This window comes from Cupriavidus sp. FW305-3-2-15-C-LB2 (genome assembly GCF_058787575.1).
The window spans coordinates 1-14,748 of record NZ_JBYSZW010000095.1 but is presented as its reverse complement, the minus strand read 5'-3'; the positions used below and the strand labels follow the sequence as shown (position 1 = coordinate 14,748).

Annotated in this window: 16 protein-coding genes; 10 read left to right on the top strand and 6 right to left on the bottom strand. The window is 69.1% G+C overall.

Going from position 1 to position 14,748, the window contains the following annotated elements:
- Positions 1-31: 31 nt before the first annotated feature.
- From prfA to AC3WRR_RS35480, 5 genes are all read left to right on the top strand, one after another.
- Positions 32-1,114 carry a peptide chain release factor 1 gene (gene prfA / locus AC3WRR_RS35500; protein ID WP_010809881.1) on the top strand — a complete coding sequence of 361 codons (1,083 nt, stop codon included), beginning with the start codon at positions 32-34 and terminating at the stop codon, positions 1,112-1,114.
- A 190-nt stretch (positions 1,115-1,304) separates the two neighbouring features.
- Positions 1,305-1,634 carry a hypothetical protein gene (locus tag AC3WRR_RS35495; protein WP_010809880.1) on the top strand — a complete coding sequence of 110 codons (330 nt, stop codon included), beginning with the start codon at positions 1,305-1,307 and terminating at the stop codon, positions 1,632-1,634.
- Positions 1,635-1,778: 144 nt separating this feature from the next.
- Positions 1,779-2,672, top strand: coding sequence for a peptide chain release factor N(5)-glutamine methyltransferase (prmC, locus tag AC3WRR_RS35490; protein WP_041687544.1), 894 nt, complete (start codon positions 1,779-1,781; stop codon positions 2,670-2,672).
- Positions 2,673-2,793: 121 nt separating this feature from the next.
- Positions 2,794-3,105 (top strand): Grx4 family monothiol glutaredoxin, encoded by a 312-nt coding sequence (gene grxD, locus AC3WRR_RS35485; RefSeq protein ID WP_010809878.1) that lies wholly within the window; start codon positions 2,794-2,796, stop codon positions 3,103-3,105.
- Between the two features lie 8 nt (positions 3,106-3,113).
- Complete coding sequence (locus tag AC3WRR_RS35480) at positions 3,114-3,737, top strand: UbiX family flavin prenyltransferase (protein WP_010809877.1); 624 nt, start codon at positions 3,114-3,116, stop codon at positions 3,735-3,737.
- 69 nt (positions 3,738-3,806) lie between these two features.
- On the opposite strand, the gene AC3WRR_RS35475 is transcribed toward AC3WRR_RS35480, so the two are convergent.
- From AC3WRR_RS35475 to AC3WRR_RS35465, 3 genes are all read right to left on the bottom strand, one after another.
- Positions 3,807-4,019 carry a hypothetical protein gene (locus tag AC3WRR_RS35475; protein ID WP_010809876.1) on the bottom strand — a complete coding sequence of 71 codons (213 nt, stop codon included), beginning with the start codon at positions 4,017-4,019 and terminating at the stop codon, positions 3,807-3,809.
- A gap of 142 nt (positions 4,020-4,161) precedes the next feature.
- A complete protein-coding gene (gene amaB, locus AC3WRR_RS35470) occupies positions 4,162-5,679 on the bottom strand; it encodes an L-piperidine-6-carboxylate dehydrogenase (protein WP_011616119.1) in 1,518 nt (505 codons plus the stop codon).
- Positions 5,676-6,857, bottom strand: coding sequence for a saccharopine dehydrogenase family protein (locus tag AC3WRR_RS35465; RefSeq protein ID WP_010809874.1), 1,182 nt, complete (start codon positions 6,855-6,857; stop codon positions 5,676-5,678). The genes amaB and AC3WRR_RS35465 overlap by 4 nt, the downstream gene beginning before the upstream one ends.
- Before the next feature lie 128 nt (positions 6,858-6,985).
- Between AC3WRR_RS35465 and AC3WRR_RS35460 the strand changes: the two genes are divergently transcribed.
- Positions 6,986-7,435: an Lrp/AsnC family transcriptional regulator gene (locus tag AC3WRR_RS35460; protein WP_010809873.1), complete on the top strand. Its 450-nt coding sequence runs from the start codon at positions 6,986-6,988 to the stop codon at positions 7,433-7,435.
- Positions 7,436-7,479: 44 nt separating this feature from the next.
- Positions 7,480-8,289 carry a 4-hydroxy-tetrahydrodipicolinate reductase gene (dapB, locus tag AC3WRR_RS35455; protein ID WP_010809872.1) on the top strand — a complete coding sequence of 270 codons (810 nt, stop codon included), beginning with the start codon at positions 7,480-7,482 and terminating at the stop codon, positions 8,287-8,289.
- Between the two features lie 40 nt (positions 8,290-8,329).
- On the opposite strand, the gene AC3WRR_RS35450 is transcribed toward dapB, so the two are convergent.
- The 3 genes from AC3WRR_RS35450 to AC3WRR_RS35440 all read right to left on the bottom strand — a co-directional run bounded on the left by AC3WRR_RS35450 (position 8,330) and on the right by AC3WRR_RS35440 (position 11,763).
- On the bottom strand, positions 8,330-9,064 hold the full coding sequence (locus AC3WRR_RS35450; protein WP_010809871.1) for a hypothetical protein: 735 nt from the start codon (positions 9,062-9,064) through the stop codon (positions 8,330-8,332).
- Between the two features lie 154 nt (positions 9,065-9,218).
- Positions 9,219-10,217 (bottom strand): Bug family tripartite tricarboxylate transporter substrate binding protein, encoded by a 999-nt coding sequence (locus AC3WRR_RS35445; protein WP_492299520.1) that lies wholly within the window; start codon positions 10,215-10,217, stop codon positions 9,219-9,221.
- Between the two features lie 52 nt (positions 10,218-10,269).
- Positions 10,270-11,763, bottom strand: coding sequence for an acyl-CoA synthetase (locus AC3WRR_RS35440; protein ID WP_010809869.1), 1,494 nt, complete (start codon positions 11,761-11,763; stop codon positions 10,270-10,272).
- 127 nt (positions 11,764-11,890) lie between these two features.
- Here AC3WRR_RS35440 and AC3WRR_RS35435 point away from each other — a divergent pair, with 127 nt between their 5' ends.
- The 3 genes from AC3WRR_RS35435 to AC3WRR_RS35425 form a co-directional block, all read left to right on the top strand.
- On the top strand, positions 11,891-12,805 hold the full coding sequence (locus tag AC3WRR_RS35435; protein WP_010809868.1) for a LysR family transcriptional regulator: 915 nt from the start codon (positions 11,891-11,893) through the stop codon (positions 12,803-12,805).
- A gap of 137 nt (positions 12,806-12,942) precedes the next feature.
- The gene (locus AC3WRR_RS35430) at positions 12,943-13,458 is read left to right on the top strand and encodes a winged helix-turn-helix transcriptional regulator (RefSeq protein WP_010809867.1); all 516 of its coding nucleotides are present in this window, start codon (positions 12,943-12,945) and stop codon (positions 13,456-13,458) included.
- The coding region (locus tag AC3WRR_RS35425) for an MATE family efflux transporter (RefSeq protein WP_492299517.1) at positions 13,451-14,748 on the top strand (1,298 nt) is incomplete at its 3' end. The genes AC3WRR_RS35430 and AC3WRR_RS35425, both read left to right, overlap by 8 nt.

Below are 14,748 nucleotides of genomic sequence, written 5' to 3'. Positions count from 1 at the left end.
GCCCCTGGCCCACCTCTTTCCCCCGCACCCGATGAAAGCCAGCATGCTTGCCAAGCTCGACCAACTGGCCGAGCGACTCGATGAAGTCAACGCCCTGCTCGCGCGCGAAGACGCGACCGCGAAGATCGACCAGTACCGCAAGCTCAGCCGCGAACATGCCGAGTTGTCGCCGGTGGCCGAGCAGTACGGCCAGTACCGCCAGGCGCAGGACGACCTGGCCACCGCGCAGGCGCTGCTGGACGATCCGGAGATGAAGGACTTTGCCGCCGACGAGATCGCCAGCGCGCGCGCGCGGCTGGAAGCCCTGGAAGCGAGCCTGCAGCGCCTGCTGCTGCCCAAGGACCCGAACGACGACCGCAACCTGCTGCTGGAAATCCGCGCCGGCACCGGCGGCGAGGAAAGCGCGCTGTTCGCCGGCGACCTGCTGCGCATGTACACGCGCTATGCCGAACGCCAGCGCTGGCAGGTCGAAGTGATGAGCGAATCGGAATCGGACCTGGGCGGCTACAAGGAAGTGATCGTGCGCATCGCCGGCGATGCGGCATTCTCCAGGCTGAAGTTCGAATCCGGCGGCCACCGCGTGCAGCGCGTCCCGGCTACCGAGGCACAGGGGCGCATCCACACCTCGGCCTGCACGGTCGCGGTGATGCCCGAAGCCGATGAAGTGGGCGAGGTCGAGATCAACCCGGCCGACCTGCGCATCGACACCTTCCGCGCCTCGGGCGCTGGCGGGCAGCACGTCAACAAGACCGATTCCGCGGTGCGCCTGACCCACCTGCCGACCGGCATCGTGGTCGAGTGCCAGGACGACCGCAGCCAGCACCGCAACAAGGACAAGGCGATGAAGGTGCTGGCGGCCCGCATCAAGGACATGCAGACGCGCGCCGCCCAGGCGAAGGAGGCCAGCACGCGGCGCAACCTGATCGGCTCGGGCGACCGCAGCGACCGCATCCGCACCTACAACTTCCCGCAGGGGCGCGTGACCGACCACCGCATCAACCTGACGCTGTACAAGATCGACATGATCATGGACGGCGACATGGATGAGCTGCTGTCGGCACTGGCTTCGGAACACCAGGCTGATCAGCTTGCTGCACTTGGCGAAGAGTCGTAAGCACCACAAAATGTCGTGCAACCGGCCTTCCGCCCCGAACACCGCGTAAAGTCGCCGATATCTTTGTATTTCTTGTAAATGCTTGAAACAGCACTGGTAGGGGTAAGGCGGCTGTCTATAATCGATTTCGACCGGCAAACGGAGAATGGTGCCGGGTAGTCACTCCCGAGAACATACCTAGGACGAAATCATGAAAAAACTGCTCGCGCTGTTGATGATCACCGCGGCCATGGCCGCTTGCAGCAAGAAGGAAGAAGCTCCGCCTGCCGCCTCGAACGCCGAGAGCGCCATGCAAAGCGCCGCTGAATCCGCCAAGGCCGCCGCCAGCGATGCCGCCGCTGCCGCCAGCAACGCCGCAGACGCCGCCAAGGCCGCCGCCAGCGGTGCCGCAGCCGACCTCTCGGCCGCCGCCGACAAGGCCAAGGCAGAAGCCGGCAGCGCCATGGCAGACGCCAAGCAGGCCGCCAAGGATGCCGTCAACACGGGTGCCGACAAGGCCAAGGACGCCGTCAATAAGTAATCGTCCCGGCGGGGGCATTGCGCCGCCCGCTGTCGATGAGCGGTACACTGGCGGCAAGCTGGAAGTCCCGCCCCAAAGCCCCGCCAGGCCTTTGCGCCGGTGGGGTTTTTTGTAGCCGGCAAAAGAACCGTCCCCTCCCTTTCGATGTCTTCCCCAAACTCTGCCGCGCTGCCGGCGACCCCCACGCTGCGCGAAGCCCAGACCCTCGCCGCCATGGCCGGGCTGCCTGCCCTGGAAGTGCGCATGCTGCTGACGCATGTCACCGGCCTGAGCCGCACCCAGCTGATCACCCGCGACACCGACACCCTCACCATCGCCCAGCGCGACGCCTTTGCCACGCTGCTGGCGCGGCGGCTGGCGGGCGAGCCGATGGCCTACCTGATCGGCGAGCGCGAGTTCTTCGGCCGCAAGTTCCGGGTCACGCCTGACGTGCTGATCCCGCGGCCCGATACCGAGGTCGCCGCCGAAGCCTCGCTGGCGCGGCTGGCCGAGGTGCCGCAGCCGACCGTGCTGGACCTGGGCACAGGCTCGGGCATCCTGGCCGTGACGCTGGCGCGCGAGCGCCGGGATGCGCAAGTCTGGGCCACCGACATCTCGCCCGGCGCGCTGATGGTGGCGCAGGACAACGCCAGCGCGCTCGGCGCCGACCGCATCCACTTCCTGGTGTCTGACTGGTACGCGGCGCTGCCGCCGGGCCTGCGCTTTCACCTGATCGTCAGCAATCCGCCCTACATCGCCGCGGGCGACCCGCACTTGGTCGAAGGCGACCTGCGCTTCGAACCGATCGACGCGCTGACCGACCACGACGACGGCCTGTCCGACCTGCGGGCCATTGTCAGCGGTGCCGGCGCCCGGCTGCTGCCTGACGGCTGGCTGCTGATGGAGCATGGCTACGACCAGGCGCAGGCCACCCGCCAGCTGCTGGAGGACACCGGTTTCACCGAGATCTTCACCGCCCGCGACCTGGCCGGCCTGGAACGCTGCACCGGCGGGCGCTGGCAAGGCGCCCGGCCCGGCGGCACCACTGCCGGTCACTGAAGCCCGGCGGCGATTCCGGTAAAATCGCCGTCAGATCCCCGCCACGCGGCCAGGCCGCGTGGCGTCCCATTCTCCCCAGGCGGCGCCCGCGACACGGCATCGCCCCACTGAAAAGCAAACCATGAGCGACGTGCAGCAAAAGATCGATCAGATCGTCAAGGGCAACCCGGTAGTCCTGTTCATGAAGGGCACCGCGCAATTCCCGATGTGCGGCTTCTCGGGCCGCGCCATCCAGATTCTGAAGGCCTGTGGCGTGGACGCGCCGACCACGGTCAACGTGCTGGATGACGAAGGCATCCGCCAGGGCATCAAGGAATACGCCAACTGGCCGACCATTCCGCAGCTCTACGTGAACGGCGAGTTCATCGGCGGCTCGGACATCATGATGGAGATGTACCAGAACGGCGAACTGCAAACCCTGCTGAAGGGCTGAGTTCCTTTATGTCCGTGACTGGCGGCACACCCAAACGGCTGATCGTCGCCATCACGGGCGCCACCGGTGCCATCTACGGCGTGCGCCTGCTGCAGGTGCTGCGCGCGGCGCCCTCGGTGGAAACCCATCTGCTGATTTCGCCGGCCGGCGTGATGAACCTGCAGCACGAGCTGGACATCAGCCGTGCCGAGGTGGAGGCGCTGGCCAGCGTCGTGCACAACGTGCGCGACATCGGCGCGACCATCGCCAGCGGCTCGTTCCGCGCACAGGCGATGGTGGTCGCCCCCTGCTCCATGCGCACGCTGGCGGCGATTGCGCACGGCCTGTCCGACAACCTGATCACGCGCGCCGCCGACGTCACGCTCAAGGAGCGGCGCAAGCTGGTGCTGATGGTGCGGGAAACGCCGCTGAACCTTGCGCACCTGCGCAATATGACGGCGGTGACGGAAATGGGCGGGATCGTATTCCCGCCGGTGCCGGGCTTCTACCAGAAGCCGCAAAGCATTGCCGAACTGGTCGACCATACGGTCGGGCGCGTGCTCGACCTGGTGGATTTGCCGGAGATCGGCCAGACGCTCGCGCCCAGCTGGGGCGGGCTGAACGCCCGGGCCGGCGACGCGGCCGGCAACTGAACTGCGGCCGGCGCGCAGCCTCTCTCTACGCGCCGGCATCCTCGCGCATTGTCGTGCCAACCGCGCTCATTACCAGCGGCGGTAGCCCCGGCCATAGTAGCCATGGCCATAGTAGCCGCCATAGCCGCCGTAGTAGTACGGCCGCGGTGCCACCACCACCGGCGCGGGCGCCACGTACACCGGCGCAGGGCCGACCGCGGGACCGGCAGGCGTGGGATAGACGGCGCAGCCGCCCAGCAGGGTGACGGATGCCGCAGCGGCAGCCAGTCCAATCGTCAGCATTCTCATCATTCGTCCTTGGGGTCGGAACGGGCATGTGCCTGCCCTGCTGACGTTATACGGGCAGAAAGCGTAATACGGCGTCAAAGGCGTGTAAGGCTTGTTACAGTTCCCTACGCGCCCTGTAACACGCCCAGGGATGCCGTCAGATCTCGAACCGTATCCCCTGCGCCAGCGGCAGCGAATCGCCATAGTTGATCGTGTTGGTGGCGCGGCGCATATAGCCCTTCCACGCATCCGATCCCGACTCGCGGCCCCCGCCGGTTGCCTTTTCCCCGCCGAAGGCGCCGCCGATCTCTGCGCCGCTGGTGCCGATGTTGACGTTGGCGATGCCGCAGTCGCTGCCTGCCGAGGACAGGAAGCGCTCGGCCTCGCGCATCGATTCCGTGAAGATGCACGACGATAGCCCGTGCGGCGAGGCATTGTTCAGCGCGATGGCCTCATCCAGCGTGGTGTACGGCATCAGGTACAGGATCGGCGCGAAGGTTTCGGTCAGCATGGTGTCGTGCTGGGCGTCGGTCATCACCAGCGCGGGCCGCACGTAACAGGCATGCGGGTAGCGGTCGGCCAGCAGCCGTTCGCCGCCGGTGACGATATTGCCCTGCGCGCGGCAGGCGGCCAGCGCATTGGCCATGGCATCGCCCGCGGCGGTGTCGATCAGCGGGCCGACCAGGGTGCCGTCAGCGAGCGGGTCGCCGACGGGCAGGCGGTCGAACACGGTGATCAGCCGGCTCGCCATGGTGTCCATCAGGTCGGCGTGGATAAAGCAGCGACGCAGCGTGGTGCAACGCTGGCCCGCGGTGCCGGCCGCGGCGAAGGTGATGGCCCGCACCGCCAGCTCGATGTCGGCCGAAGGCGCGACGATGGCGGCATTGTTGCCGCCCAGCTCCAGGATGCTGCGCTTGAAGTGCCCGGCGCAGGCAACGCCGACCTCGCGGCCCATGCGGGTCGAGCCGGTGGCGCTGACCAGCCGCACCGCCGGGTGCGACACCAGGTGGGTGCCCAGCATGCGCCCGCCCGGCAGCACCGCCGAGATGCCGGCGTGCTGCGGCGCCGCCGCGGCGAGCACGCGCTCCAGCAGGCCATGCGCGGCCAGCGCGCACAGGGTGACTTTTTCCGAGGGTTTCCAGATCACGCCGTTGCCGCACACCAGCGCCAGCGCCGCATTCCACGCCCACACCGCCACCGGAAAGTTGAAGGCCGAGATCACGCCGCACAGCCCATACGGATGCCAGGTCTCGCGCATCGCATGCTGCGGGCGCTCGGAGGCAATGGTCAGCCCGTGCAACTGGCGCGACAGCCCGACCGCGAAGTCGCAGATGTCGATCATCTCCTGCACCTCGCCCAGGCCTTCCTGCAGGATCTTGCCGGACTCGAGCGAGACCAGCCGGCCCAGCGCCGGCTTGTGTTCGCGCAGCACCTCGCCGAAGCGCCGCACGATCTCGCCGCGCGCAGGCGCAGGCAGCAGCGCCCAGGTGGTCTGCGCCGCGTGGGCGCGGGCGATCAGCGCATCGGCCTGCGCCGGCGTGCAGGCCGGGACATGGCCGATGGCCTCGCCATCGACCGGCGAGCGGACCGTCACGGCGCCGGCCGGCGTGCCCTCCCGCCACGGCCGCGGCAGGCCCAGCGAATCCCAGCAGGCAGCGAACTCTTGCGCTTTCATATGACGGTCTCCTGGAGCGGATGCTGCGTGTAATGGCGGCCGAAGCGATTGGCAAGGAAGGCGTCCAGCGGCATCGACTCCTGCCGCACGAAGCCGGATTGCGGCAGCGCGCCGGTGGCCACCATGTCCAGCGCGGTGCAGATGCCCGCGGCAGTGGTCAGCTGGATCGCGTTGACATGGCCCCCCTTGCCATCCACCCCGCCGATGCGCGCCGAGAACGAAGCCTGCGTCAGCGGCCCGCGCCCGCGTTCGCCCCCGGCCGGGTAGCCGGTGGCGGTGGCGAACACGATCACCACGTCCTGGTCGGTCACCGGGATGGCGCGATCGAAGATATCGCGCAGCCATTCACGGCGTTCGCGCAGGCGCAGGTCGTTGAGCAGCAGTTTCATCAGCGCGCAATGGCCCGGATAGCGGATGGACTTGTAGTCGACATGGCGCGCGCGGCCGGCCAGCGTCTCGGGCAGCGTGCCCAGGCCGCCAGATGTATTAAAGGCTTCGTACTCGATGCCGTCCAGCGCAAAGCTTTCCAGCCCCTCCAGCGCCGTCAGTTCCACGCGACGGCCGTCGACGATGGCCTCGCACGGGTTGCAGTACTCGTTGATCAGTCCCTCGGTGCTCCAGGTCAGGTTGTACTTGAGCGCATTGCTGGGGTAGCGCGGCAGCGCGCCGACCCGCATCTGCAGGTCCAGCAGTTCTCCCCCGCCGCGCAGGAAGCGCTGCGCCAGGTCATGCCCGACCACGCCGATAAAGCCCGGCGCCAGCCCGCACTGCGGCATCAGCACCGAGCGCGCGCTTTGCGCCAGCTGGCGGATGGCCTGGGTCGCGGCCACGTCCTCGGTCAGGTCGAAGTAATGCACGCCCAGGCGCGCCGCCACCGAAGCCACGCTGATCGCGGCGTGGAACGGCAGCGCGTTGAGCACGGCATCGGCGCCGGCCAGCAGCGCGGCGCAGGTGCCAGGCTCGGTGGGGTCGCCGGCGCGCGCCAGCACGCCGCGCGGCAGGCCGTCGAGGCGCCGTGCGTCATGGTCGACCACGCTGACGCGGTAGTCGCCACTGTCATGCAGCATGGTGGCAATGGTGCGCCCGATCTTGCCCGCGCCCAGCACCGCCACGTGCAGCGGGCGGGTCGCCTTGGGCAGGTCGCGCGGGGCCTGCCGGCCCAGGTTCGAGGCTTGCATGGTGTCTCCGTCCACAAGAAAAGGTTGTCCTGTTGACTGGAGTATGGATAGCCAGCGCGACACAATGAAGCCACAAGAGCGACGAAAACCCGCCATAATCGAACGAAACGACGAACCATCCCGACGTAATGACCGAGCTCGACACCACCGACCGGCACCTGCTGTCGCTGCTGCAGGCCAATGCCCGCGAAAGCGCCGCCAACCTCGCCCGGCACCTGGGTATCGCCCGCACCACCGTGGTCGCGCGCATCGCGCGGCTGGAGCGCAGCGGGGTGATTGCCGGCTACGGCGTGCGGCTGGGGCAGCGCATGGAAGACAACGCCATCCTGGCCTATTGCGGCCTGTCGGTGCAGCCCAAGGCCGCGCCCGCGATCCTGCGCGCGCTGCAGCGCCTGCCCGAGATCGAAGAGGTCAATTCGGTCAGCGGCCCGGTCGACTACCTGGTGGCGATCCGCTGCGACACGCACGACCGCCTGGACCGGCTGCTCGACGAGATCGGCATGCTCGACGGCGTCAACCACACCACCACCTCGATCGTGCTCGCGCGCAAGCTCGACCGCCGGCGTGCTGCCGGCTGACGCGGTATGCTGCCAACCCGATCAAGCGTTTGCGGAGCAACAATATGAACAACCCGATCCGTGTCGCCGTGGGCGGCGTGACCGGCTGGGCCGGCGGCGAACTGGCGCGCGGCGTGGCCCATGCGGCCGACATGACCCTGGTGGCCGGCCTGTCGCGCGGCGCCGCCGGGCAGCCTCTGGCGCAGCTGACCGGCCATGCCGATACGCCGGGCGTGGCGGCCGCCAGCATCGAGGCCCTGGGGGAAACGCCCTACGACGTCTATGTCGAATACACCAAGCCGGGCATCGCCAAGCACAACATCCTGCAGGCGCTGGCGCACGGCGCGCACGTGGTGGTGGGCACCTCGGGGCTGACCGACGAGGACTATGCCGAGATCGACGCGGCCGCGCGCCAGGCCGACCGCGGCGTGCTCGCCTGCGGCAATTTCGCCATCACGGTGGTGCTGCTGCAGAAGTTTGCCGAGATGGCCGCGCGCCACCTGGAGCACTGGGAGATCATCGACTACGCCAAGGCCGGCAAGATCGACGTGCCCTCCGGCACCGTGCGCGAGCTGGCCTACCGGCTCGGCCAGGTCAAGGCCGCCGCGCAGGCGGTGCCGGTCGACCAGGTCAAGGGCCCGAAGGAAACCCGCGGCGCCACCATGTCGGGCACGCAGGTGCACGCGGTGCGGCTGCCGGGCTACCAGCTTGGCGTGGAAGTGATCTTCGGCGCCGACGGCCAGCGCCTGCACCTGAAGCACGAGGCCGGCGACGGCTCCACGCCCTATGTCGCCGGCGCGCTGCTGGCGATCCGCAAGGTCCACACCGTGCGCGGCGTGGTGCGGGGGCTGGACAAGGTGATGGAAGGGCTCTGAGGCCAGGTCAGCAGGCGGGCAGGCCGCCTGCTGCGGAGTGTTACCAGCTGCCAGGCTTCTCCGGCTTGGCGGCTGGCTTTGGCGCGGGCTTGGCGGCGGCTGCCTTGCCGCCCTTGGCCGCGGGCGCCGAGGCCGGATTGAGCTGCTTGTCCACCTCGGCATCCTTGTCCGCCATCAGCACGCGCGCCTGCGGCAGCAGCATTTCGATGGTGCCGGTGTTGGGGTCTTCCGGCATGGCGTAGAGCTCAACCGTCAGCGGCTTGTGCATCCAGCCGGCATGCAGCGTCTTGATGCTCTTGCCAGCCTTGTCGGGCATGTCGACCTGCTCCTGCCGGAACGGCTTGCCGTACAGCGCGCTGACGCTGTCGGCCGCGGCCTGCTGCGAGTTGGCGCCGGCGGTCGGGACCACCAGGCCGACCAGCGCGTTGCGGTCGACAAAGGCCAGCACAAAGGGGCCGTCCATGAAGGACGGGCGCTGCGCGCGCGGCACGCCGACCTGGCGCATCAGGCCATCGCCCTTCAGTTCGACACAGAATCCGGTGACATCGCGGCCATCGGGCGTGCGCTTGTCGGCGCAATCCGGCAAGGCCGGCAGCGGGTTGCCGATTTCCAGCATGGCCAGCAGCGGCGACAGCGCGCTGTTCTCGGCCTTGGCCTGGGCCTTGGCCGGTGCGGGGGCTGGTTTGGCGGCAGGGGCGGAAGCGGGGGCGGCAATGGCGCCGGCAGCGGCGCCCAGCAGGCCGGCAAGCGCCAGCCCGGCAACGGGGAATTTCAAATCGGACTCCTGATGAACGGCTCCGGGTTGGAGCCCGCCCCGGCCGGGTTGTTCCTGCTTGGCGCGGGCGGTGACGGGAAAGTCACCGGCGGCCTGCCAGGCCAGGGGCGAGCAGTAGCTTACCCCATGGCCCTGGCGGCTCCCGCACTTCCAGTCAGTCCAACGAAATGTTATTGGCCTTGATCACCTTGCCCCAGTGCTCGCGGTCGGCTTCGATATAGCGGTCGATCTCGGCCTGCGTGCGCGGCGCCTGCACGACCAGTCCCAGCGCGCTGAAGGTGGAACGGAACTGCGCGTCCTTGAGCACGTGGGCAGCGGCGGCCTGCAGCCTGGCCACCGCATCGGGCGGCGTCTGCGCGGGCACGGCCAGGCCGAACCAGGTGGCGGCCTGGAAGTTGGGATAGCCGCTTTCCGCCACGGTCGGCACGTCGGGCAGCACGTCCAGCCGGGTGCGGCCGGTGACCGCCAGCGCCTTGAGCTTGCCTGCCTTGATATGCGGCAGCGAGGTGCTGACCACATCCACCATCAGTTGCACGTCGTTGGCCAGCAGCGCCGACAGCGCCGGGGCGCTGCCGTTGTAGGGCACGTGGGTGACGCTGATGCCCAGCTCGGTCTTGAGCATTTCGGTGGCCAGCTGGAGCGCGTTGCCCAGGCCGACCGAGCCATAGTTGAGCTTGCCGCCCGCGGCCTTGGCGTAGGCCGCGAACTCGCGGATATTGCTGGCCGGCACCTTGCTGTTGGTCACCACCACCAGCGGCACCTCGGCGCCGATGCTGAAGATCTTGAAATCCTTGGGCGGATCGTAGTTGATCTTCTTGTACAGCATCGGGTTGAGCACCATGCTGCCGTTGGTGGCCAGCACCATGGTGTAACCGTCTGCCGGCGCACGCGCCACGCTGGTGGTGCCGATCATGGTGGCCGCGCCCGGGCGGTTTTCCACCACCACGGTCTGGCCCAGCTGGCGCGACATGCCGTCGGCCAGCGCGCGGCCGAACTGGTCGGTCGAGCCGCCGGGGGTGTAGGGCACCACCAGCTTGATCGGGCGATCGGGATAGGCGGCCTGCGCGGCTCCGCCCCACATGGCCAGCGCGCACCCCGCGCCGGCTGCCATCGCGGCGAGCCAGGCGCGCCGTCCGCTTGGTTTGTTCTGCATCGCGTCTCCTCCTGTTGTTATCGGTCGTGATCGATCCAGGCCGGGCACGCGCTCAGACGCGGCGCTGGCGGCCTTCCCAGTATCGGTCACGCAGCCGGCGCTTGGCGAGCTTGCCGGTTTCATCGCGCGGCAGCTGCGTCTCGACCACGATGCTGCGCGGCACCTTGAAGCCGGACAGCCGCTGGCGCAGCCAGTCGATCACCTCGGCCTCGCGGATCTCCACGCCTGGCATCGGCTGCACCATGCCCAGCAGGCGCTCGCCGTACTCGTCGTCGGGGATGCCGAACACCACGCAGTCGGCCACGCCGGGGTAGCGCACCAGCTCATGCTCGATCTCGGCCGGGTAGATGTTCACGCCGCCGGAGATCACCATGTCCGATGCGCGGTCGCAGATAAACAGGTAGCCGTCGGCATCGACATAGCCCATGTCACCCAGCGTCACCAGCCCGTCTCGGTCGATGGCGGCGCGCGCGGCATCATTGTTGCGGTAGCTGAAGTCGGGGTAAGCCGGCTGGCGCACGTAGACCAGGCCGATCTCGCCCGGCGCGCACTGGCGGCCGTTCTCGTCGAGGATGCGCAGCTGCGCGTCATCGACCGGTTTGCCGGCGGTCCCCGGGCGCGCGGCGGCATCGGCCGGCGTGGCCACGGTGATCATGCCGGCTTCGCTGGAGGCGTAGGTTTCGTGGATGACCGGGCCCAGCCATTCCAGCATCGCGCGCTTTACTTCGGGCGAGCACGGCGAGCCGGTGGAGGCGACGAAGCGGATCGAAGACAGGTCGTACCTGGCGCGCACCTCGGGCGGCAGCTTGAGCAGGCGCACGTACATGATCGGCACCAGGTAGAGCACGTCGATGCGGTGCTTTTCCACCAGCGCCAGCACCTGCTCGGCATCAAAGCGCGACGTGAGCACCAGGCGTTCGGCCATCTGCAGCGCGTTCTGGATAAACGAGCCCGGCGCGCTGTGATACAGCGGCGCCGACATCAGCGTGCGGCAGCCCGGCTCGATGCCGTAGGTCTGCCTCACCACCGAGCGCATGCGCGCGAGCTGTTCCTCCAGCCGGTCCAGCGGCAGCGGCTGGCGCACCACGCCCTTGGGCCGGCCGGTGGTGCCGGAGGTGTAGGCCATATGGCCGCGCGGCGCCACGCGCGGGCCGTCGTAGGCCGGCTGCTGCGCCAGCCAGCTTTCATAGTCGATGGCGCCTTGGGCGGGGCCGCCCACCGACAGCACCGTCATGCCGGCCGGAACGGCGTCGCGCACGGCGGGCAGCAGGTCGGCCTGCACCAGCAGCACCCTGGCGCCGCTGTCGGTCAGCAGGAAGCGCACTTCCTCGGCGGTGAAGTGCCAGTTGATCGGGCAGTAGTAGCAGCCCGCGGTACGGCAGGCATGGACCACGTCGGCATAGGCCGGATCGTTACGCAGCAGCACGGCGACCACGTCGCCCTCCTGCACGCCCAGCGCGCGCAGGCCGCCGGCCAGGCGGGCGCCGCGCGCCAGCAATTCTTCGCCGCTGCGGTGCATGTCTTCAAACCAGAGGTCCGTGGCCATCCGTCGTCTCCTGTATGCGATCCGTTCTGTCAGCCGACCACTGTATCGGCGTAGCCGTGGATCGACAATCAGGTGCATCGGAATCACAATGTTGCACCAGACGCGACAATCCTGCAGGCAATCCCCGATGGACCTCAACCTGATCCAGGCCTTCGTCGACATCGTCGATGCGGGCAACCTGGCCGAAGCCGGCCGGCGCCGCGGCGTGACGCGCTCGCAGGTCAGCCGCCAGCTGCGTGAGCTGGAGCACCAGGCCGGCGCCCAGCTGCTGCGCCGGACCACGCGCCGGCTGGAGCTGACCGGGCCCGGCCATGCGCTGTACCAGCATGGCGTGCGCATCCTGCAGGAAGTGGCCTCGGCGCAGGCCGAGATCGACAGCCTGGGCCGGACCCTGCGCGGCCATGTGCGCGTGAGCGTGCCCACCGGGCTGGGCGATGCCTATATCGCGCCGCTGCTGCTGCAGTTTGCGCGGAAGCACCCCGGCATCACGCTGCGCGTGTTCTTCGCCAACCGCGTCAACGACCTGATCGCGGCCGAGATCGATGTCGCGCTGAAGGTCACCTCGGCGCCGCCGCTGGATCACGTGGCGCGTGAAATCTGCGACATCCGGTGGCAACTGTATGCATCGCCGGAGTACCTCGCAGACATCCCGCCAGTACAAGCGCCGCCCGACCTGACCGGCTGCAACTTCCTGTGCCCGCCATACCCGCCGCGCCAGTTCCCGCTGTCGCTGTACCGCGACAGCCAGCGCGTGGACGTGGCGCTGACGCCAAAGCTTCAGTCGGAAAACTTCCTGTTCCTGGCGCGCGCCGTGCGCGAGGGCCTCGGCATCGGCATGCTGCCGGTCTACATCGGCTGGGAGGAAGTGCGCGCCGGCCGGCTGGTGCCGGTGCTGCCCGACTGGCGCCCGGAGGGGCTGGGCAACAAGCTCTTCATCATCACCACGCCTAACCTGCACCCGTCGATGGCCACCCGCGCGCTGATCGGGTTCCTGCGAGAGGAACTGGACAAGCTTGAAGTGTTCCGCGACGCGGTGGCGTAGCCGGCACCGCTGGCCGGTGAACGAACGCTTTCCGGACTCAGGGTCGCAACCAGCCCTGCAAACTTTCGTTTTGCAAGCTATGCTCCAGAAAACTTGCACTTTGCAAGCAAGTCGACAGGACCAGAACGGCGGAGACCATGCCCCCTACCGATTTCACCTCGATGCCCTGCCCCGTGGCCCGCTCCATGGCCGTGCTGGGCGAACGCTGGGCCATCCTTGTGCTGCGCGAGGCCTTCTACGGCAGCACGCGCTTCGACGAGTTCGAACGCAACCTGGGCATCGCCCCCAACATCCTCAGCGCGCGCCTGAAGACGCTGGTGGCGCACGGGCTGCTGGCCCGCGTAACGCCCGAGGGCGGCGCTCGCCACGTCTACCAGCTGACCGACAAGGGCCGCGACTTCTTCCCGGCCTATGTCGCGCTCAAGGCCTGGGCCGACCGCTGGATGACCGACGAAAAGGGTCCGCTGACGCTGCTGCAGGACCGCCGCACCGGCGCCGAGATTGCCGAGCCGGCGCTGGCGCGCGCCGACGGCAGCGCGATCACGCTGGACGATTTGCGTGTCCTGCCCGGCCCCGGTGCCGGCCGCTTCCTGCGGCAGCGCTTTGGCGAGGCCGGGACCGTTGGCGAGCCAGGGGAGGCCCGCCATGACTGACACGCGCACATTGCCCGCGGGCGCCCTGCCCGCCGAGGCGGTACCGGCCACTGAAATTGCGCGCCGCATCGGCAAGCTGGCCGGACCGACCGCGCTGATCGCCGTGCTGCAGGCCGTGGCCCAGTTGATCGAAACCTGGCTGGCCGCGCGCCAGGGCACGGCGGCGCTGGCCGGCTGGGCGGTGGTGCTGCCGTTTGCGCTGCTACTGCAGCAGATGTCGACCGGAGCGATGGGCGGCGGCGTGGTCGCGGCCATCGCCCGCGCGCTTGGCGCCAACAAGCGCGAGGAAGCGTCTTCGCTGGTCATGCACGCGCTGCTGATCGCAGTGACCGCCGGGCTGGCCTTTGCGGTGGTGCTGGCGGGCTTCCCGCGCGGCGTGCTGGGCGCGGTGGCCGGCGCCACGGCGGCGGAGGCCGCTGCCAGCTATGCGATCTGGCTGTTCGGTGTCGGCGCCATTCCGGCGTGGCTGGCCAATACGCTGGCCTCGGTGCTGCGCGGCGGCGGCCGCCATGCGCTGGCCGCACGCGTGCTGGCGCTGATGTGGGTCGCTTTCCCCGCGCTGTCGTGGCTGCTGGCCGAGCCTGCCGGCATGGGGCTGGCCGGCATCGGCGCCGCGCTGGCGGCGGTGTCGTGGGCCGCGGCGCTGGCGATGGCGATCGTGGTGGCGCGCGGCGGCGCGGGCTTTGTGCCGGTGCTGCGGGTGCGGCCGTCGTGGGAGCTGTTCGCGCGCATCCTGTCGGTGGGCCTGGTGGCGTGCGCGCTGGCCTCGGTGGCCAACCTGACCACCATCCTGGTCACCGCGCAGCTGCGCCACCATGGCACCGCGGCGGTGGCGGCCTATGGCATCTCGGCGCGGCTGGAATTCCTGATGATCCCGCTGGCCTTTGGCGTGGGCTCGGCGCTGACCGCACTGGTCGGCCGCGCCGTGGGCGCCGGCGACTGGCATACCGCGCGCCGCACGGCATGGGTCGGCGCGTTCCTGGCGCTGGCCATCGCCGGCACCGCCGGCATTGCCGTGGGCCTGGCGCCGGTGCGCTTTGCCAGCCTGTTCACCCATGACCCCGAAGTGATCGCCATCGCCGCGCGCGCGCTGTCATGGGTAGGGCCGGCCTTCGGCAGCTTCGGCCTGGGCATGGCGCTGTACTTTGCCTCGATGGGCGCGGGCCGCATGCGCTGGCCGGTGGCCGCGGGGCTGTGCCGGATCGCGCTGGCGGTGGGCGGCGGCTGGCTGCTGGCCAATGTGTTCGGGATGGGGCTGGACGGACACTTCCTGGGGGTGGCGCTGGGGAT